Source organism: Ilumatobacter nonamiensis YM16-303, assembly GCF_000350145.1.
GTDB lineage: Bacteria > Actinomycetota > Acidimicrobiia > Acidimicrobiales > Ilumatobacteraceae > Ilumatobacter_A > Ilumatobacter_A nonamiensis.
In genome coordinates, this window is the sequence record NZ_BAOL01000272.1 from 1 (window position 1) to 20,496 (window position 20,496).

The window sequence follows — 20,496 nt, forward strand, 5'->3', positions numbered from 1 at the left end:
GCCCGACCGTGGTCGCCGCGCGGAGCAACGGATACACGCCGCCACGATGGCCCAGCGGCTGGACCCCGGAGCGGCGAGCATGTCGACACGCCCGCTTCTCGCGCACGATGTCGACGATCATCAACGCGACGACCCGGAACAGCGTGTACGGCGTCGAGAGGACGTAGAGGAACCGATCGCGCGACTTGTCGGCGGTCGTGACCGCGCTGAAGGTGAACATCGCATCGTCGGTGTCGCCGGTGAAGACGTTCGCACGCGAGGCGCCACCGCCCACGAGGAGCCCATGACCTGACGATTGCCGAGCCTCGATGTCTGCCGCGTCGCCGGGACGGTTCGTGACCATGACCCGGCCCGTCTCCTTCTCGTACCACCGGAACGCGGGCATGTTGTGGTTGTCACCGAGCAGGATCCCGGCCTGCATCGCTCCCGTCTGCGACGAGAGATCACATTCCCAACGGTGGAGCACGTGGGTCCCGGTCGAGAGCAGCCGAGCAAGGAACGGAACGTGCCCCGAATCGATCGCCTCGGTCAACACGTCGTGCCCGAGACCGTCGATCTGGACGAACAGGAAGCCCGGGACGTCCGTCGGTTCGGGCGGCTCCGTGCGCTTCAGGACCCGCCGCACGACCTTGCTCTGCCACACGTGGTCGCCGTCGACGTCGAGCGCTCCACCGACCGCGATGTTCACGACGGTCAAGACGAACGCGATCAGCAGCGTCACCCAGAAGGAGTCGACGTCGACACCGTCGACCAGTGCCACGGCGGCGGCGACGAAGACGGCGTTGAGCACGAAGCTGAACAACCCCACGGTCCACACGACCAGTGGGAGCGCGACGCGGATCACGAATGGCCAGATGAACGCGTTCAGCAGACCGAGCGTGATCACGGTCAGGAGCGCCGCGGAGAGACCGGTCACCGTGAAGCTGTCGAGCACGACGGCCAGCAGATAGAGGGTCACCGCCTGAGCCAGGGCCACCACCGCCATGCGTGCGATTCGCCAGCGCGGGGCCGGCCGCTGGATCGGTAGAGCGGGTGGCGCCTGCGCGTGTACGTTCATCGTCTGGCTCCCTGCCTCGGGACCCGACCTCCAGGTCCCGTGTGTCCGCGCCGTCGGTCCGGCCCCTTGATCATTGCCGCTCCGCTCGGGGACGCCCAACAACGACGGAGTTCGACCGCGCCGACCTCGTCCCTCGCCGCATCACGCGGGTGGCTCCCAACCCGTGGGCGCGAGCTCGAAATGCTCGAACTGGAAGCCCGGCGACACCGTGCACCCGGCCAGTGTCCACGCTCCGAGCGTCTCGGCGGCTTGCCACTGTCCCGGCGCGACGACGAGTTGTGGCCGCTCCCCCGCGACGAGGTCGGCGCCGAGCACACGGCGGTCGACGGTTGCGCCGTCGGTCCAGGTGGACAATCGGAGCGGAGCGCCGCCGTAGTGGTGCCAGATCTCGGCGGCGTCCACCCGATGCCAGTGCGACGCCGCCGCCGCGGTGAGCAGGAAGTAGATCGCGGTTCCCGTGGGACGACCTCCCGACGACGCAGCGCGCCAGGTCTCCGCGTAGTACCCACCCTCCGGATGCGGCTCGAGTCCGAGCAACTCGATCAGATCTGTCGGGTCGACATCGCCACCGGTCATGGCGCGATGTTGCCAGGCCGGCCACGAACCAACGGCAGTATCCACACCGAGGCCGGCAGCGGCGGCCCCGGCACTCCCCGATCGGCGGCCGGCCGCGCCGTAGGCTCGTGGTTTCGTGAGTGGAACCGTGACCGACCCCGGTGCACCGGGCGCACACCCGGTCGTTCTCTTTCCGCCCCCGCCGTCCCGACAGAAGTGGTCGTCGGTCGACCTGCTCCGGCTCCTCCTCGGTGTCGTGCTCGGAGCCGCTGGCCTGTTCGCCGCCACGTTCGCCGACAGCACCATCTCCGGCGTCGAGAGCGACGTCATCGACGCGGTCGGGCGGATCCCGGACTCGGTCGAGCAGGCCGTCGTCGGCTCCGCTCAGATCATCGCGACGTTCGTTCCGGTGTTCGCCGTCGTCGTCGTGGTCTGGCGCCGGCGCTGGCGACTGCTGTTCATGCTCCTCCTCGCGGCCACGGTGGCCAGCGCCACGATCGGCCTGCTCACCGGTTGGCTCGGTGACCGCGACGTGGTCGCCGTGCTGGCGGAGCGTGCGGCCACGAGTGCCGACCTCGTGGCCGCGGACTTCCCCACCACAGAGTACGTCGCGACCGCAGTGGCCGCGACCGTCGTCGGCGCGGCCTCGCTGCCGCGTCGCTGGAAACGTGCCGCCTGGTCCTGGGTGGTCGTGCTCATGGTGCTGCGCTTCCTCGGGCCGGGACAACCACCGCTCGACGTGTGGATCGCCGGGTCGATCGGAGTGGTCATCGGCTCGCTCACCCTTCTGGTGTTCGGCTCGCCGAACCTCGAGCCGAGTCCCGAACAGGTGCTCGCAGCACTTCGAGGTGCCGGCCTCGACCCGATCGAGATCCGACGACGGGACGACATCACGGGAGGCTCGACCGCCTACGAAACGGTGGATCGCGACGAGAGCCAGCGCTTCGTGAAGATGCGCACGCCCGACGACCGCAGCTGGGACCTCCTCAACCGACTGTTCCGCACGATCCGGCTCCGCTCGTCCGAGGTGAGTCGGCCGTACAGCACCCTGAAGCGTCGCGTCGAACACGAGTCGCTCGCGCTGCGCACCGTTCGGGACGGAGGGACGCGGAGCCCGTTGGTGACCTGCGTGGGCGTCACGTCGAGCGGCGCCGCGTTCCTCGTCGAAGAACTGGTGTCCGGACGACTGCTCAGCAACCTCGCCCCGGACGAGTTCAACGACGACATCGCCCGCTCCGCGTTCCGCGCCGTGCGATCCGTGCACAGCACCCGGATCGCCCACCACAGTCTGACGCTCGACAACATGATCGTCGACGACGCCGACCACGTGTGGCTGCTCGACTTCGATGAGGCCGAGCTGGCCGCTGACCAGCGAGCTCGCTCGCGCGACGTGGCCGAGATCCTCGTGGCGCTGGGCCTCGCCATCGGACCGGAACGCAGTGTTCGACTCGGCGTCGACGAACTCGGGTCGGATGCAGTGGCCAGAGCCATCCCGTTGGTCCAACCGTTGGCACTCAGCCGCTCCCTCGGCAAATCGATCCGATCCGAACGCAACCTCCTCGACCAGCTGCGGCACGAGATGCACGAGCTCACCGGCGCCGACGACGTTCCGCTCGAGCGTCTCGCCCGCGTGCAGACCCGCACGCTGTTGATGATCCTGGCCGGAGCGCTCGCGTTCTATTCCCTCCTCCCCCAGTTCGGCAATCTCGGCGACACCGTCGACGCGTTCGGCGATGCTCGCTGGCCGTGGATCCCGGCGCTGCTCGCGGCGTCCCTCGCCTACTTCGTCTTCGCGACGATCTCCTTCCTCGGTTCGGTGGCTCAACCGATGCCGGTCGCCGCGTCCGCACGGAGTCAGATCGCGTCGTCGTTCGCGCAGCTCGTCGGTCCGGCGAGCGCGGGCAAGATGGCGTTGGCCGGCCGATTCCTCCAACGAAACGGCTTGACACCGGCGGAGGCGAGCGCGTCGGTCGCCCTCAACGCAATCGCGGGGATCAGCACCCACCTCCTGCTGATGGCCGGATTCTTCGCATGGGCCGGGGGTGCCGACGTGGGCGGCATCTCGCTCCCGAGCTTCGGGACGCTGCTGCTCGCCGCGGGAGTCGCCGTCCTCGCGATCGGGATCGCGTTCCTGTTCCGACGCGTGCGCCGACTGGTGATCCGCCCGGTCATCGACGGTCTGCGCACGGCTGCGGGCTACGTCGCACAGATCAGCCGCAGCCCGATCCGGGTGGTGGGTCTGCTCGGCGGGTCGGCGATGATCACGATGAGCTACCTGTTCGCGTTGGTGTTCTCCGTGGAAGCGTTCGGCGGCGGACTCACGGTCGCCCAGATCGGCGCCGCGTACCTCGGTGCCGCAGCGATCGCCAACATCGCGCCGACACCCGGCGGGATCGGCCCGCTCGAAGCAGCGATGATCGCCGCGCTCACCGGGTTCGGCCTCGACGCTCCGGTCGCGATCTCCTCGGTCCTGACGTTCCGCCTGGCAACGTTCTGGCTCCCGATCGCACCCGGTTGGGCGACGTTCCTGTGGATGGAACGCCGCGGCGAGATCTGACCCGCCGAATCACTCCGACGGCTACCCGCGCAGTTCCTTGCGCAGGATCTTGCCGGCTGCACTCTTCGGGATCGCCTCGACGACCTCGAGCACCCGAACCTGCTTGTAGCTGACGAGATGCTCGGACACGAGCGTCTGGATGTCCTCGAGCGTGACGGTCTCACCCGGTGCGGGCACGACGAACGCCTTCGGCACCTCGCCGGCCTCGTCGTCGGGCACGCCGATCACCGCGACGTCGCTGACCTTCGGATGAGTGACGATCAACGCCTCGAGCTCGGCAGGCGCGACCTGGAAGCCCTTGAACTTGATGAGCTCCTTCAAACGATCGACGACGGACATGTGACCGTGCTCGTCGATGATCGAGATGTCGCCCGTGTGGAGCCAGCCATCGTCATCGATCGTCGACGCCGTCGCCTCGTCGTTGTTGAGGTAGCCCTTCATGACCTGCGGCCCGCGCACCCACAGCTCGCCGCGTTCACCGATCTCCCGATCCTCGCCCGTGTCGGGGTCGACGATGCGACTCTCGGTGTTCGACACCGTCACACCGCTGGTGCCCGGCCGGAAATCACCCTCGACCGTGCAGTGGCTGACCGGGCTCAGCTCGGTCATCCCGTAGCCCTGCACGACCTCGCAGTTCAGGCGGGCGCTCGCTTCGGCTGCCAGTTCTGCACCCAGCGGCGCGGCGCCGGAGAAGACCTGACGGATCGACGACGTGTCGTACTCGCCCACGATCGGCGCCTTGGCGAGACCGAGGATGATCGGCGGCACCGCGAAGAATCGGGTGACCTTCAGGTCCTGCACGGCCTGCAACGCCTCGACCATGTCGAAACGGGGCATCGTGACCGCGGTGACGCCATTGGCGAGCAGACCGTTCATCAGCACCTGCATCCCGTAGATGTGGAAGAAGGGCAGTGCGGCCAGCGCCACCTCGTCGTCGCCGTACCGGATCGCGTGTTGCACCTGCTCGATGTTCGCGACGAGGTTCCGGTGGGTGAGGATGACACCCTTCGGCAACCCCGTCGTCCCCGACGAGTACGGAAGCACGACGGTGTGGTCGGCGAGGTCGACCGGGACCTGCTCGATCGGGTCACCGAAGAGTTCGGCGACCGCGGTCGTACCGCCGGGCGCTCCTCCGAGGACGACGATTTCCGTCACGTCGGTCCCCTCGATCGCCGCCTGCGCCACCTCGATGAACATCGGCACGACGAACAGCATCGTCGCACCTGCGTCCTGGAGCTGATGCCGGACCTCTTCGGACCCGTACGTCGGATTGATCGTGGTGACCGCGGCGCCGGCCACCGCCGCGCCGTGGAAGATCACGGCGTACTCGGGGGTGTTCGGTGCCATCAACCCGACCACGCTGCCCGATCCGATTCCACGCCCGGCCAGTCCACCGGCGAGTGAGTGGATCGCCTTCGACAGCTCGGCGAACGTGTACGAGCTGGTGCCCGCTGCGTCGCGAATCGCGACGCGGTCCGGAATCTCCGCGGCGCGTCGCAGCACGTGTTGGGTGATCGTGACCTCGGGGATCTCGACGTCGGGGAGCGGGCTGGAATGAATGATCGTAGTCACGTGGTCTCCTGAAGTTGTGGGGGTTGCCATCCGGGACGGCGGAAGATGTGTCCGAGCTTGTTGCGCCAGCCGCGTGCGTGGCGGACATCGCGGGCGATGTCGACGAACTCGTGGTAGCCGATCCCCATCGGGTTGAAGGTGTCGATGTTCTTGGTGAGTCCGTACTTGATCCGGCGCACCTCCGGCTCGAACGTGCCGAAGATCTTGTCCCAGATGATCAGGATGCCACCGTAGTTCTTGTCGAGATAGTGCGGATTGGCGCCGTGATGGACGCGATGGTGCGACGGCGTGTTCATCACGGCCTCGATCGGCCGGGGCAGCTTGTCGATCGCCTCGGTGTGGATCCAGTACTGGTACAGAAGGTTGAGCTGGCCGGCCTTGGCGACGTGGTGCGCGGGGATGCCGAACAGCGGCATCGGGAGGAAGACCCACGCCGTGAGGAACCCGGACCATGGTTGGCGCAGCGCCGTCGAGAGGTTGTATCGCTCGCTCGAGTGATGCGTGACGTGGTTCGCCCAGAGCAGCCGGATCTCGTGCATCCAGCGATGGTCCCAGTAGTAGAGGAAATCCCAGGCGACCATCGCGATCGGAAGCGACCACTTGCTCGCGCCGATGTTGGCGATCCGTCGCGTGAACACGAGCCGACTCATCGCGCCGACCGCTCCGGCCATCGCCAGGTTGACGGCGACGTTGCCGAGCAGCATCGTCAGACTCGCCTTCGTGTCGCGCCGTTCGTAGCCGACCGGGACGAGCGGATCGGCGGGCAAGGTCGGGTCGGCGAGTTCGTCGCGGGTCGCGTCGTCGAGATCGCCCTCTTCGCGGCGGTCCCGTCGAGACAGGACCCTCGACTCCCACACCATCGTCCCGACGAACAGCGGCAACGACACCAGATCGACCGTGTCGATCGGACGCCCGTTGACCTGCTTCACCCCACCAGTGTGCCGGAACCGGCTCGTGAAATTCTGGCGGATCGTGACGGCCGGCGTCCCGTTCCACCGAAATTCGCGAAGCGACGGGCCGACGGGGCTCGTCGCCGGTCCCGGCGACGGTTCGACACGGCCGATCGACATCAGCATCGACAACCTCGACCGGATCGACGTGTTCCTCGACGATCGTCCGCACGCGTCACTCGATGTCGGGCCGGGCTCGACGTCCGTCGACGTTCCGAGCACTGCGAGTCGGGTTCGCCTCCGCGGCTGGAGCGACGGGAGTCTCGTCACGTCCACCGACCTCGATCTCACCTGAGCGCCAGCGGATCCGGCCCGCGGGTCACCGCAATCGAGCGAGTTGCCTCAGATCGTCGGTCGGCAGGTCGGCGTCGGTCGTCGCCGACACCGACATGAAGTTGAGTTCGACCACACCACGCAGCGTCGTGAGGAACGCGATGTCCGATGCGTCGAGGCCGGTTGCGATCCGCACCATCGAACCGCGTGGGGCGAGGCGCGTCGGGTCGACGACGTACCAGTGTCCGTCGAGGCACGCCTCGGTGACGACGTGGAAATCCATCGGCATGAGACCGGGCGCATAGACCGAAACCACCCGCGCCGCGACGTTGTTCGCCCGGAGCAGCGCGGCGGTGAGGTGAGCGAAGTCGCGACACACCCCCTCGCGTCCGAGCAACGTCGCGACGGCCCCGTCGATCGGGCGGGACGAACCAGCCACGTACGCGATGTTGAGCCCGACCCAACTCGACACTCCGGCGAGGAGGTCGGCTCCCGTGAGCCCACCGAACTCGGCTCGCGCCAAGGGGCCGAGGCGGTCCGACTCGCAGTAGCGACTCGGCCGGATGTACTGGAAGCGATCGTGCACCGTCGCCGCGACCGGCGGTGCATCGTCCAACACCGTCGCTCGATAGTCGACGAGCAGGAGGCCCGGCGGAACGTTCTCCAGGAAACACAGGTGGCCGTGCAAGGTCGCATTGATCGGGAATCCGTCGACGCTCGACAACAGTTCCTCGTCATGGCGGACGTGCTCACCGGCGGCGGCGATCGCCAACACGATGTCGGACTCCTCGGCGACGAAGAGCTCGAGATGAGCCGTCACGAGCCGCCGATGGTTGGACACGGGGTGGATGCCGTCGATCATGCGGTCTCTCGCGCCTCCACGTCGACCGACACGGTCAGGCGGCTCTCGTTCGCATCGGTGAAGACGACCCCCTTCAGCGGGGCGACATCGGCATAGTCGCGTCCGCGCGCGGCGGTGACGTACCGCGGGCCGGCGAGTTGGTCGTTGGTCGGGTCGACGCCGATCCAGCGGCCGCCGCCGACGTGGATTCCCACCCAGGCGTGTGTTCGATCGACACCGGCCAGCCGCGGCTGGCCCGGCGGTGGTCGAGTTTCGAGATATCCGCTCACGTAGGACGCGGCGAGACCGATCGATCGCAACGATCCGATCATCACGTGCGCGAAGTCCTGGCAGACACCCTTCCGCATCGACATCACATCGACGAGGGGTGTGTCGACTCGGGTCGCGTTGGCGTCGAACTCGAATTCTCGGTGCAGTCGGGCACACAGCGAGACGACGCCGTCGGCAAGTGACACGTCCTCCGGGAACGACGGCCGTGCGTAGTCGGCGAGTTGTGCGGAACGCGCGATGAGCACGGAGTCGAGGGAGAACTCGAACGCGTCGAGATCCTGAGGATCCGACCGACCCGCCGTGTACGACGCCCACGGCTGCCGACCGGCGGTGCCGAACTCGCTCGGACGACCCGTCGTGTCGACGGTGCTGGCGCTCTCGACGACCAGCCGCGTATGAGGTTCGCGGATCACGGCCGTCGCCGTGAGGTTGCCGAAGTAGTCCCGGTGTTCACGGAGGTGTTCGGGTCCCGGGTCGGTGGTGACCGAGCGGCGAAGGCACACCTGGCCGTCGACATCGTCGGGCAGTTGGCGGACCTCGGCGAAACTGGCAGCGACGCGGCCGTTGTAGTCGTAGCGCGTCGTGTGGTGCACGTCGTAGATCACGTCGAAGCTCCTCGCGTCGAACCGACGGGCGCCGTCGATTGCTCCTGTCGGAGCGGTCCCGCCATCGTGAACTGCGCATGCAGGCGGCGGAACGATTCTGCAGTGACCGCGTTCGACGTGGCGGCGAGCTTCGCTCGAACGGCATCGACGAACGCTTCGAGTTGCGTCCGGTGGCCCCGTTCGTCGACCTCGGCGAGCCGCGCGAAGTCCGTCGCTGTCAGCAGCAGGTTCAACTCGTCGAGCAGCGTCGCCGCCGCGGTCGGACGAGCGGTGGCGTCCCGGCCGATGATCGCCGGGTTGTCGACGAGCCGATCGACCTGGAATCGAAGTGAACGCGGGTTGCCGGCGTCGGCGAGCAGGAGCTCGATCGTGGTCGCCGCGACTGCTCGCGATCCGTAGCGACGGCGTGACGTGATGATGCTCTCACCGGCCACGAGGACGGATTCGACGGCCAGGCTCTCGACCGGCGCGCTGCGCTGTGTGCCCAGCGTCGTGCCGACCAACGTCGCGACGTGGATCGAGCGCTCGATGCGCCGCCCTGCGTCCATGAACTGCCAGCCGAGATCGCGGACCATCGATTCGCTCGCGATGCCCGACAGCGACAGCAGTCCCTGGAGCAGTTCGCTGAGGACCCTGGTCATCGCATCGTGATCGTCGGTGCGGCGCTCGACCCTCTCCAGTTCTCGTTGCAACGATCCGACCACGAGCCAGGTGTCGACCGACGTTTGGTCGCGAACGACGTCGAGGGCGTCGAACATGCGCCGGACGGCGTAGGCGACCGTTCCCGGCCGCCGTTCGTCGACGACGAGCGAGAACAGTTCGTCGGTCGGGTCCTCGAACAGCTTCTCGGCGTCGTCGCCGACGAAACCGGGATACGTCCCGGTGAGACGCGTCAGGGCTTCCAGTACGACCGTGAGCGACGCGGGCCCTGGACCGGCGGCGGCGTCGAGGAACTCGTCGCAGCGGGCCGTGACCGTCCGGATGAGGCGAACCGTTGCCTCGGCGCGCTCGGCGTACCGACCCAGCCAGAAGAGGTTCTCCGCGACCCGGGCGGGCAGCGCTTCGGTCGAAGCTGCTGACGGCACCGCGTGGTCGGACGGCAAGAACTCGGACCCGCTCGGAGATGGCGATTGAGAGGCGGAACGGAGAACCCAGATGTCCTTGGAACTCGCACCGGCGCGGTTGGTGATCGGCGCGTCGACGTCGCCCGATCCGGTGCGGCCGAGCCCGCCGCGCATGGCGACGTACGACTCCCCGTCGGCCACGGCGAACGAACGCAGCACCGTCGGGCGGGACTCGAACCCGCCGTCGTGGAGCACCGGCGTCGAGCCGGGGGACACCCGCTCCTGGCCGACCCACTGGTCCGGACGCGCCTCGATGCGTCGTCGCAGTTCGTCCAACAGCGTGCGACTCACCCGTTCGGTGTCGATCGAGTGCTCCAACGACACGCGGGAGAGCGGACGAACCACGATCGATCCGAGCTTCGCGATGACGTGCGAACGGCCGGCAGGTTCGCCGCACCACCACGATGGGACCGACTCCAACTGCAGGTCCTCCCCGAGGAGTTGCCGGGACAGTGTCGACATGAGGCCCGCGAGCCCCGCATTCTCGAGGACGCCCGAGCCGAGCGTGTTGACGACGCTCACGGTGCCGGCCCGGCAGGCGTCGACCAGTCCGGGGATGCCGAGGGTCGAGTCGGCACGAAGTGCGAGCGGGTCACAGAACCCGGCATCGACCCGGCGCAGGATGACGTGGACCGGGACCCATCCCCCCACGGTCCGCAGGCCGACCCGACCGTTCCGCAGCTCGAAGTCCGAGCCCTGCACGAGCGGGTACCCGAGCTGAGCAGCGATCGACGCGTGTTCGAACGCGGTCTCGGACAGCGATCCGGGAGACAGGATCACGATCGACGGGTCGTCCACTCCGACCGGGGCCGCGGCGAGCAGCGCTGACCGCAAGGCGGGCACGAACGACCCCAGCCGTCGGACGCCGGTCCGGCGGAACGCCTGCGGGAACACGCGGGACAGCACGCGGCGGTTCTCGAGCGCGTAGGCAGCTCCGGACGGTGCCTGAGCCCGGTGGCCGAGCGCCATCCAGCCCCCGTCGGCGGCGCGGACGATGTCCGTGCCGAACACGACCAGCTGTTTCCTGCTGGGCAGGGTGATGCGATCACAAGCACGGAAGAACTGCGGATCGGCCAGGACCATCTCGGGTGGGACGACTCCGGAACGAAGCAGTCGACGTTCGCCGTACAGATCTCGGAGGACGAGGTCGAGCAGCTCGGCCCGCTGGATCATGCCTCGCTCGAGATGGCTCCATTCCTCGCTCGGGAGCACGAACGGGATCGGGTCGAGCTTCCACGGTCGGTCGGGGCGTCCGTCCTCACCACCGACGTTGTAGGTCACTCCGTCTTGTTCCAGCAGGCGTTGGATCTCAGCTTCCCGCTGCGACAACTCCCCCGCGCCGAGTGTCCGATATCCGTTCATCAACTCGGACCAGTGGTCGCGAATGCTCCCGTCGGCGTCCACCATCTCGTCGTGGACGCCTCCGCGCGGCCGATAGCCCGCGATCGGATCAGCTGTCGGGCGCATGGTCACGGGTTCGTCAGACCGCCGCGACTCGGCGACGAAGCTCGACACGGCGCGGGCAGACACATCTCGAGGCGGCGGCCGGCCGGCGGGGTCCGACAGACTGAGCGGCGTTCACCGGACACACCGTACTTCGGCCCCAGGTGTGCGGACACTTCCCGACGAGATCGCCGGCGCCCCGGCGCGCCGCGTCACCAAGCCGGCATCAGCGCGTGGGTGATGGACCTCGTCGGGTCATCGGTGGTCGTCACGAATCCCTCGTAGACCCCGTGGGGGAGCCCGCTGAGATCGACCTTGACGATGAACCGGTCACCGTTCGCGGGGAGCTCGGGCGGCTCGATCGTGACCCGCTCGGGTCCGAATCGAATGACCGTGCCGTCCGCAACTCGTCGGAAGCCGCTCGTCGTGAGCGGACGAGAGACGGTCTCCACATCGTGCACGACACATTCGTCCTCCCACTCGAACGGGCCGAGGTCGGACGCGGGCGCCGGGACCAGCAGGTCCTCCCAGAGCCCGAACCACAGCTCTGCGCTTCGAGCGGCGAGCTCGACACAGGTCTGTGCGTCCGCCGCTCGATCGTCGGGTTCGGCTCGCCCTCCCCGGCGCGTCGACACGTCGGCGACATGTGCCGCCGAATCGAGCGCGTGGGAGAAGAGCGCTGCGGTCCGGCCCGAAGGAGGTCGATCGGTGGTCACGGTCCTCCCATCGACGACTTCTGGCAGTCGGTCGAAACCAGTGCATTCGCGAAGCTCCAGACCCCGCAGACCAGGTTGGCCGGCGTGTTCTTGTCCGCGAACCACACCGCCTTCTTGGTCCGCAATCGAGTGATCGCTTCCGTACCCCGGTCGCGACGCTCGGCCAGCAGATATCCCTCGTCGTACAGAATCTCGTCGCCGAGTGATCCGCCGGGAGCCAGCGAATACGTCGCACTGATGGCGGTGATCTCCCCGTCGAGCCGGGTCGTGCAGAACGTCGTGTCGAGCTTGGTGACCTTCGTGCCGGTCGGCACACCGGCCAGACCGAGGTCCGGACCGAAGTCGACCGTCTCGGTCACCAGCGCGCTCCAGCCCTCGTCGACACTCGGGTCGGCGAGCGGCTTGCGCGTGGTGTCATCGATCTCCATCGACTTGAAGAAGTGGCTCTGGATCGGGCACTTCGGCCACATCAAGGGGTTCACGACGGTGGTGAATTCGCCGATCTCCGCGCGTACCCAGACCTCGGTGGTCACGAACAGCGCCGGTTGGCCGCGAACGACGTGGCGCTGCGCCTCGCACTGAGGGTACGCCGACACCGAGGAGCGCAGGAGCTCGGGGTCGAGCCTCGCGACGATCTTGTCGTACTCCGATCTCCGCTCCGCGTCGGCGGGAGGGTCGAGACCACGACGGTGGAGCGGGTCGGCGCCGCCCGTCTGGACGAACTCGATGAGATCGTCGGCGGCCTGCTGTGCGGCGTCGTCCTGAGCGTCCCTGATGTCCGGATGAAGCAGCGACTTCGCGATCGGATCGAGCACCTCTTCCGGGGCGCCGTTCTGCTTCAGCCTCGCGAGGAGGGCGAGCCTTCCGGCCGGCCGCATCGCCGAGTCGGCCACGTGCTCGGCGACCTCGCGCCCGAAGCCTCGGTCGGGATCGGCGAGCAGCAGGGTGTGCAACGACCTCACGTGATCACGTGTGAACCCGCCCCCACTGTCGGAGTTGCTCTCCGCCATGGCCCGCATTCTACGCCGCTGTCAAGAGGTGCCGGAGCGGGGCCGTTCACGCCGTCCGGTCCAGCATGAAGCTCGTCATCCCCCACAGGAAGTCGAGATCCGAACCGGGCTGCGCCGCCTCGAACGCCTCCTCGAACGCGTCGAAGGCGGCCGCCCGGATGCCGCGAGCGAAGTCCCGGGCGTAGTCGATGCTCCCGTACTGCTGCATCAGGTCGAACACGTGGCGGATCTGATCGGGCGTCCGGTCCTGCCTCGACTCCGTCAAGTATCCGCTCACGAGTTCCTCCCGATCGGCACGATTCGCCTCGCGCAGCAGATGGATGAGCATCAGGGTCCGTTTGCCCTCGTACAAGTCGCCCAGGATCTCCTTGCCGTACCGGGCTTCGTCGCCGACCAGGTTCAAGAGGTCGTCCTGGATCTGGAACGCCGACCCGAGGCAGAACCCGAAGCGCACCAGCGACGGCGAGACATCGCGGCCCAGGGTCCCGACGAGCATCCCGGTGCGCAACGGGTGGATCGTGGTGTACCAGCAGGTCTTCCGCATGATCATGTCGAGGTAGTCGTCGGCGTCGAGATCGATCACGACGTCTCGCTGCCAGCCGAGCTCGATGGCCTGCCCCTCGACGGTGTGTTGAAGCATGCGGTCGAAATCGCCTGCGATCCGGCGGGTCACCCGCGAGCCGAGAACGGTCGTGCTGTCGTCCACCATCTCCAGCGCCGCGGCGATGAGCGCGTCCCCGGCGTTCAATGCGAGCGGGATGCCGACCTGCTCGTGCAGCGTCGGCTCGCCCCGCCGGAGCAGACTGCCGTCCTGGATGTCGTCGTGGACCAGGAATCCGTTGTGCAGCATCTCGATCGCTGCGGCGAGTGGCATCACGTCGTCGACGCGAGCTCCGAACGCACCCCCGGCCGCGACGCAGAGGGCGGGCCGGATCGCCTTGCCTGGGCGCAACGGATAGATCCGCGCCGTGTCCCACAGCCACCGCGTCGGTTGCCGGTCACTCAGGTGGGCGTCGATCCGTCGGCGCGTCTGGATCCCGATCTCGGCGAGAGTGGCCTCGACGTCGACAGGATCGTCGGCCACTACGGCCGTACCCGTCCGACGTTCACGCGGACATGGACGACCGAGTCAGGCAGATCGTGGAGCAGGATCAGCCCGTGGTGGGCACCGGGAGGAGTGGCTTCGTCGACGCGGACCTCGACGACGAGTCGGGCGCTGGTCCCGGCGTCGACGACCACGAGTTCAGGCTCGACGTCCACGCGGATCGTCGACATCTCTCCCGACGACGTGAGGAGCGGCGAGACGTGAACATCGATGCGACCGCTGGGGCCCAACGTCGTGTTGTGCACCCACAGGTCGGCCACCGTGACGGCTCCGGGCGAAGCCTCCACGCTGAGCGTTTGACATCCGGCGCCATCGGCGGCGCCGAGCGCGTCGGCGGCGCGATCCGCCCAGCCCGCGTAGGTGTCGGCCGCCGACCCGAGCGTCGTGAGGACGTCGTCGGCGGCACGCTCCAGGTCGAGTCGGGCCATCCTCAGACTCGACCGCAACTCGGCGGCCGCCGCGCTGTTCACCCGGCTCGGGCTTCCGTCTGGTGCGTCTCCATGGGCTCCCAGGCGACGAAAGTCCTCCGCGATGCGCCCCGCGAGCGATGCCCCGAGCCGCCCCGCTTCCTCGAGCAGGCGGAACGGATCGCCGGCCGATTCGGTGTCGCCGCCGGAGGTCACGGCTCGCCCATCCGATCCCAGCCCCCGCTGATGCCCGCCCACTGCTCACGGCCGATCATGTCGTTCGCGGCGCGCAGGCCGGACACGACCGCTGCCTCGATGCACCCTGCGTTCACCCCGCACTCGGTCCAGTCCCCGGTCAGGAACAGGTTGTCGAACCCGGAGTCGGCGGAACTCAGCCGATGCCGCTCCGTCCCCGGCAGCGACAGCACGTACCGGTCCGAGGGATCGACGTTGGCCGTCCAGAACTGGCTGTCGAAACGCGCGGGTCCCTCCCCGGTCCCGACGAGACGGTCCCAACGCATGCCATCGTCGCCCTCCAGTCCGGACAGCGCCTCGCCGCAGCGTTGCTCGAGGTAGTCGACGGCGTGGTCATGGACGCGTCGGCGTTGCTCGTCGGCATAGTCAGCCGGACCCGCGGGAGGGGGCTGCTCGTGAAGGGTGCTGCAGAAATAGAAGAGTGACTCGGCCGCGCCGGCGCCCCCCTCCTGTTCCGTGGCCAGCAGGTGCGACATGTCCGACACCGTGTCGAATGGCTTGTCGTACCCGGTGGACGTGGATCCCGGACTCCCCCAGCCCAGTTCGGTGCTGGTCCCGTGGAGCCAGAGCTGGAATGCCTGTGTGGCGGTGGTCGAGAGGTTCTCGGTCATCGCCCGCCATCGCTCACTCTGTTCGATCAGGCGTGTGCAGGTGAACGGGATCATCCCGAGCGACAGGCCGTACACCACGACATCGAAGTCCTCACCGTGACGCAGCTCGACCTGTTCGCCCTCGCCGCCCCACAAGCGTTCCATCGTGGACGGTTCACCGAAGCCATCGAGCTGTGCGGTGTCCGGTTCAGCGGGGAAGCAGGGCATGCCGCCGAAGTCCTGCAGCGGCTCGTACCGGGTGCTGCCCGAGCGAAGTACCGCCTGACGAGTGAGGCGAATCGCCTCGATCCGTTGACCGCACTCGTCGGGGACCACGTCGTCCACCTGGTGGAAGAACTCGAAGCGCACCCCGCGTTCGCGCAGCACCTCGTACATCGGCGCGAACACCACGTCGCCCATTCCGGCCTGCATCTTCCAGAAGATGCTGCCCCGATAGTCGAAGAACAGTTTGGCCCCCAGGTAGAGCGCGGTTCCCGCCGCCACGCGCGGTCGTTGCGGATCGCCGTTCTCGTACCCGAAGACGAGGTCGTACGCGCCGGTCACCATGGGCGACGAAAGGGTGTCGTCGGTCGCGCCGTGACGACGCAACCAATCCGTGTACTCCTCGTCGTTGATCGCACGGAATCCCCGCCGATCCGTGAGCAGTCCGTCCGACACGATGCCACGCAACGCCGTCGCCACGTGGTCGAGCAGCTCGAAGAGGCGACGTCGAGCCGACGTCCGCCGCGCCGCCTCCTGCGTCCGGCGCTGCAGCGCGACGAGCGTGTCGAGCGCGAGTGGAATTGACGCGCCGCCGGGGACGTCAGCGACCGCGCGAAGCGAGACGGTGGTCACTTCGTGCATGACGACGGCGACCGCATCGATCGCCCTGTTGGCCAGGGTCACCAGGTCGAACGGGCGACTCGGAGTCGGCGAGGTGCTGAGTTCGATCCGGCCGGGTGCTTTCGGAGCCGCCGAGACGTCGAGCGAGCCGACGTAGTCCGCGATCAGGCGCAGTGCGCGTCGGGTGAACTCGGCGGGATCCATCACGCCGGCCGGGTCGTCGCGGTCTCCGGGCAGGAGGTGATTCGATGAGAACAGGGCGGTCCAGTCCTCCAGCTGGTCACCGTGTGCGGCGAGGCCGACGTGAGGCGAGGGCGTGAATGCCTGGTCCCAGCGCCCGATCGAGCAGCCCGGGTTGGTGCGCGGGCGGTCGAGTTCCGCGTAGCAGTCCCGCATCAGGCGGAACGCGTTGTCGTAGTAGCCGAGCCAGACATGAAGGCCGTGCTCCTCGATCCGACCGCCCACTCCCCTGCTGCTGGCTCCCTTGCCTCCGAGGCGCCACCCACGTTGATACACCGTGATCTGACCGACGTGGGGATCGTGGCTCAGCTCCCATGCGGTGGTCATCGCCGCCATCCCGCCGCCGAGGATCGCCACCCTGGCGCCGGTCGGGCATCGAGCACTCATTCGGTCTGCCACACACCGAGATGGGACCGAGCGATGTCGATCGGAGGCGTCGGACCGAGGGCAGGCGCGCCACCGAGCACCCCGTCGAGGTACTTCACGGCGTCCGTCCGGAGCCCATGATCGGCATCGAGCTCGGCAATGTCGACGACGATGCGTGCGGCGTACATGCGGGCATGTTGGTCGGCCGCGATCTCGAGCGCGTGCCGCAGGTTGCGGTCCGCCTCGTCGAGGCGACCGATGGACCGTTGCACGGTGGAGCGAAGCCGAAACACCTCGGCGAGAGAACGTCGTTCACCTGATCGCTCCGCGACCGCGGCGGCCAGATCGAGCCGCTCGAGCGCCTCGACGGGCTTCCCCGTCGCCAACAGCACCTCGGCGTGAATCGCGGCGAAGGTCGGGAGCAACGTCGTGGTTCCCGACGCCTCGTGGAAGGCGAGCGATTTTCGGAGCTTCGTTTCGTTCTCGTCCGTCGGTTGAAGCAGGGCGCGGCTGAGGAGCCGGATGTTCGCGTTCATCCCTGTCCACATGGTGAGTCCCTTGCGACTGCAATAGTCGAGCGACTCCGAGGCGATCGTTTCCGCGGCATGGATGTCGCCGCTCTCCAGCAACACCTGCGCTCGAACCGAGCGCGCATAGCCCTCACTGAAGACTTGCTGCGCGCCGTCGATGTTGCGCGACCGCTCTTCGGCCTGGTCGAGCGCGATGAACGTCTCGTCGACCCGACCGAGGTGGAGCAGTCCGGAAGCGCGGTCGGCGTAGAGCCCGACCAACCCGTCCGAGGGGCCTCCCATGGGCATCGTCGGGCTGTTCCGAATCGCGTCGTGATAGAAGTCGATCACGGATGCCGACATCTCCTCGGACTCCCGAAATCGTCCGCGGCGGTTGAGGTCCAGCGCCTCCATCTGCCGCGCGATCGCCGCGGCGATCGGATGCCCGAGCCCGGTTGTTCGCATCGCCTCGAGTGTCTCGTCGACGCGGTCGGTGTCGCCGCGGGACATGTAGTACGAGACGCGATCGACGTCGATCTGAATGACCCGGAGCGCTCCTCCGGCGGAACCGACGAGGCTGCGGGCACGGCTGGCGGCAGCGATCGCGCCATCGGCGCCGTAGCCCTTGACCGCGACGATGCACCGGGCGAGCAGGATCTGCGCCTCGAGTTCGACGGCATCGCGCTCGGAACCGGCGGGGAGCTCGCTGATCACACGGATCGCGTTCTCTGCGAGGTGGCGGGCCTCCCGAGCAGCACCGCGTCGCAGGGCGGACTTCGAGGCACGGGCGTATGCGGGCGCAGCTTGCTGGAGATCGCCGGCCAGTTCGAGGTGGCGTGCCATCGCAGCCCGATCGATCTCCGATGTGATGGGCCGCCGGAGCAGCACCTCGGCAACCCGGGCGTGGGACTCGCGTCGCTGCGATGACAGTTGCGCCTCGTACGCCGCCGTTTGCAGCATGGCGTGGCGGAACCGGAAGATCGAGTCCTCGGGATCCTGTCTGCGTTCGAGCACGCCCACATCGACGAGCGCCAGCATCTGCCGGCTGACCGACTCGACGTCGACTCCGATCACTTCGGCGGCGAAGTCGGTGTCGAACTTCCGGCCGATCGTCGCGAGCTGTCCGACGAGACGCTCGTCGACGTCGGGTGCGCCGACGATGCTGCCCAGGAGAGCTTCGAGGCCCTCGGGCACCCCGACGCCCCACAGCGACTGACCCCGACGCGAGTGAGCGAGAAGGCGATCGAGGTAGAGCGGAACGCCGTCGCTGCGCAGGACGAGTTGCTCGACCTGTTCCTCCGAGAGAGCCACACCGTCGCGGGACAGCCGGCCGATCGCGGCGACGTCGTCGGGCGTCAAGGGTCGGATGGCGATGACGTCGACCTGGCTGGGATCCCACGGGAACGCCTCGTCTCGAGAGGTTCCCACCAGCAGCAGCCCGGATCGAGGACGGCGGACGAGCCGGGAGAGGAGCTCCGACGAGGACGGATCGCACCAATGGAGGTCCTCCGCAAGGAGCACCAGCGGTGCGTCGGCCAGCCACGCGTCGACGAGCTGCGTCAATGCGCGACGGGTGCTCCGATTCCACTCGCGATCATCCACTCGCTCGTCATGAAGCCCGACGAGCGCGGCGATCTGGGACTGGCTCGACTCGAGACCAGCACCCGCCAGACCCTCTCGTAGTCGTTCCCGCTTGGCTTCGATCGAGTCCACCCGGCGCAGGCCGAACGCTCCCTCGATCACCGCGATCCACGCGTGGAACGGAGTATTCCGATCGTACGAGTGATGCTCGAGGACGACCCGCCGAGCGCCCTCGCGGGCGGCGACCGCCGCGACGTACTCCGCAAGGCGGGTCTTGCCCATCCCGGGCCCGCCGACCAGCACGGTCGCGGGCTGTTCGAGCGCAGCGCGTTCGCGCGTCGCGCTCCATCGAGCGAGGAGTCGTTTCCTCTCAGCCGCTCGGCCGACGAACGGCAGGAGCGGTTCCATCCGGTCGTCGAGGTCGGCGCGCAGGCGTGGTTCGCACACCTCGACCGGCTGGACGACGCCCTTGACCCGGACCGTCCGCTCCTCGACGAACGCGAACTCCGCTTCGACCAGTTGGCGCGTGACCGCGCTGATGGTCACCACACCGGGACGACCGATCGACTCGATCCGGGCCGCCAGGTTCGCGCTTGCTCCGACTACGTCGACCTGCCCGCCGACCTCCGTCACGATCACCGGGCCGGTGTGGATCCCGATCCGAACCTCGATCGCAGCACCCAACGCGGCGAGTACCTCGGCCGACAGCGGGCGCATCGCCTCGATGATCGCCAAGCCGGCCATGCAGGCGCGTTGAGCGTCGTCCTCGCGAGGTTGCGGCAGGCCGAAGAACACCATCAGACCGTCGCCGGCGCGCGACCCCACGCGGCCGCCATAGCGTTCCACGGCCCGATCGCAGATGTCGTGGTACGTCAGGACGACGTCGCGGAGATCCTCGGGGTCCATCGTCTCGCCGAGCTCCGTCGAGCCAACCAGGTCGATGTGCAACATCGTGACCGAGCGCCGCCGATCGGCAGGCCGCGGCGGGGCACCGGAGATGCGCGTCCGCGGTAGTCGCGTCGCTCCGCCCACGCCGCTGCTAGTTCTGTTTCGGGTCGACCCGCGAACGCGACAGGTTCGCGAGGTGTCCGGTGGCCTCGCTCGCGTCCGTCCAGAGTTGCGCTCCGAACGCGAACACGTCTCGTTGCCAATCACCGAGTCCGTATTCGCCGGCCTCGACCTTGCGGCGCGCATCCAACGCACGCTGCTCGTGACGATCCATCGCACGACCGACGAACGCTCGGTACTCACCCGACACTTCGTCGAGCGGACGGGTGTCCCCACTCGGAGTGTCCTCCGCAGCCGGGTCCGGTTCGGGTTTCGGCTCGCCCGCTCGGGCATTCCCCCGAATACTCTCGGTCCGTACCGGCTTGCCCTCGGCCTTGCCTTTCGGTTCCGGTGCTGACATCGGAGACCTCCCCACCATTCGGCTCGCGTGATTCCCTCCGTCGATGGTACACACAGGCCCCCTGCTCGCCGAGCCCGGATATTCCTGATCCATCCTCCGGGGCGTTCCTGCGGACACCGCCGTGCTCGTCTGACTCTCCCCGAATCTCGAACACCGGATGTCGAGTGGTCGGGGTGGGGAGATTCGAACTCCCGGCCT

Annotated in this window: 16 protein-coding genes; 2 read left to right on the forward strand and 14 right to left on the reverse strand. The window is 68.0% G+C overall.

Annotation, left to right across the window (positions count from 1 at the left end):
• On the reverse strand, positions 1-985 hold a 985-nt coding region (locus ON45_RS19390; protein ID WP_162471542.1), incomplete at its 3' end, for a phage holin family protein.
• A 213-nt stretch (positions 986-1,198) separates the two neighbouring features.
• Positions 1,199-1,633 (reverse strand): cupin domain-containing protein, encoded by a 435-nt coding sequence (locus ON45_RS19395; RefSeq protein WP_040496226.1) that lies wholly within the window; start codon positions 1,631-1,633, stop codon positions 1,199-1,201.
• Between the two features lie 115 nt (positions 1,634-1,748).
• Between ON45_RS19395 and ON45_RS19400 the strand changes: the two genes are divergently transcribed.
• Complete coding sequence (locus ON45_RS19400; protein WP_040496227.1) at positions 1,749-4,169, forward strand: lysylphosphatidylglycerol synthase transmembrane domain-containing protein; 2,421 nt, start codon at positions 1,749-1,751, stop codon at positions 4,167-4,169.
• Between the two features lie 21 nt (positions 4,170-4,190).
• On the opposite strand, the gene ON45_RS19405 is transcribed toward ON45_RS19400, so the two are convergent.
• Positions 4,191-5,741: an AMP-binding protein gene (locus tag ON45_RS19405; RefSeq protein WP_206537742.1), complete on the reverse strand. Its 1,551-nt coding sequence runs from the start codon at positions 5,739-5,741 to the stop codon at positions 4,191-4,193.
• The gene (locus ON45_RS19410; RefSeq protein WP_040496228.1) at positions 5,738-6,670 is read right to left on the reverse strand and encodes a sterol desaturase family protein; all 933 of its coding nucleotides are present in this window, start codon (positions 6,668-6,670) and stop codon (positions 5,738-5,740) included. Before ON45_RS19410 ends, ON45_RS19405 begins: the two co-directional genes overlap by 4 nt.
• Before the next feature lie 25 nt (positions 6,671-6,695).
• On the opposite strand from ON45_RS19410, the gene ON45_RS23455 reads away from it, so the two are divergent.
• On the forward strand, positions 6,696-6,986 hold the full coding sequence (locus ON45_RS23455; RefSeq protein WP_162471541.1) for a hypothetical protein: 291 nt from the start codon (positions 6,696-6,698) through the stop codon (positions 6,984-6,986).
• A 24-nt stretch (positions 6,987-7,010) separates the two neighbouring features.
• Here ON45_RS23455 and ON45_RS19420 read toward each other — a convergent pair whose 3' ends face one another.
• The 10 genes from ON45_RS19420 to ON45_RS23280 all read right to left on the reverse strand — a co-directional run bounded on the left by ON45_RS19420 (position 7,011) and on the right by ON45_RS23280 (position 20,298).
• Positions 7,011-7,826, reverse strand: coding sequence for a transglutaminase-like domain-containing protein (locus ON45_RS19420; RefSeq protein ID WP_040496231.1), 816 nt, complete (start codon positions 7,824-7,826; stop codon positions 7,011-7,013).
• Positions 7,823-8,701 (reverse strand): transglutaminase family protein, encoded by an 879-nt coding sequence (locus ON45_RS19425; protein WP_040496233.1) that lies wholly within the window; start codon positions 8,699-8,701, stop codon positions 7,823-7,825. Before ON45_RS19425 ends, ON45_RS19420 begins: the two co-directional genes overlap by 4 nt.
• Positions 8,698-11,292 carry a circularly permuted type 2 ATP-grasp protein gene (locus tag ON45_RS19430; RefSeq protein WP_148288786.1) on the reverse strand — a complete coding sequence of 865 codons (2,595 nt, stop codon included), beginning with the start codon at positions 11,290-11,292 and terminating at the stop codon, positions 8,698-8,700. Before ON45_RS19430 ends, ON45_RS19425 begins: the two co-directional genes overlap by 4 nt.
• Positions 11,293-11,480: 188 nt before the next feature.
• Positions 11,481-11,984 (reverse strand): hypothetical protein, encoded by a 504-nt coding sequence (locus ON45_RS19435; RefSeq protein ID WP_040496235.1) that lies wholly within the window; start codon positions 11,982-11,984, stop codon positions 11,481-11,483.
• Positions 11,981-12,994: a hypothetical protein gene (locus ON45_RS19440; RefSeq protein WP_148288787.1), complete on the reverse strand. Its 1,014-nt coding sequence runs from the start codon at positions 12,992-12,994 to the stop codon at positions 11,981-11,983. The genes ON45_RS19435 and ON45_RS19440 overlap by 4 nt, the downstream gene beginning before the upstream one ends.
• A 46-nt stretch (positions 12,995-13,040) precedes the next feature.
• Complete coding sequence (locus ON45_RS19445) at positions 13,041-14,078, reverse strand: polyprenyl synthetase family protein (protein WP_040496242.1); 1,038 nt, start codon at positions 14,076-14,078, stop codon at positions 13,041-13,043.
• Positions 14,078-14,722 (reverse strand): hypothetical protein, encoded by a 645-nt coding sequence (locus ON45_RS19450; protein ID WP_148288788.1) that lies wholly within the window; start codon positions 14,720-14,722, stop codon positions 14,078-14,080. Before ON45_RS19450 ends, ON45_RS19445 begins: the two co-directional genes overlap by 1 nt.
• Positions 14,719-16,821, reverse strand: a complete 2,103-nt coding sequence (locus ON45_RS19455; RefSeq protein ID WP_040496256.1) for an FAD-dependent oxidoreductase — start codon at positions 16,819-16,821, stop codon at positions 14,719-14,721. Before ON45_RS19455 ends, ON45_RS19450 begins: the two co-directional genes overlap by 4 nt.
• Positions 16,818-20,045 (reverse strand): ATP-binding protein, encoded by a 3,228-nt coding sequence (locus tag ON45_RS19460; protein ID WP_277619189.1) that lies wholly within the window; start codon positions 20,043-20,045, stop codon positions 16,818-16,820. Before ON45_RS19460 ends, ON45_RS19455 begins: the two co-directional genes overlap by 4 nt.
• Positions 19,930-20,298 carry a hypothetical protein gene (locus ON45_RS23280; RefSeq protein WP_158412538.1) on the reverse strand — a complete coding sequence of 123 codons (369 nt, stop codon included), beginning with the start codon at positions 20,296-20,298 and terminating at the stop codon, positions 19,930-19,932. Before ON45_RS23280 ends, ON45_RS19460 begins: the two co-directional genes overlap by 116 nt.
• Between the last annotated feature and the right edge of the window lie 198 nt (positions 20,299-20,496).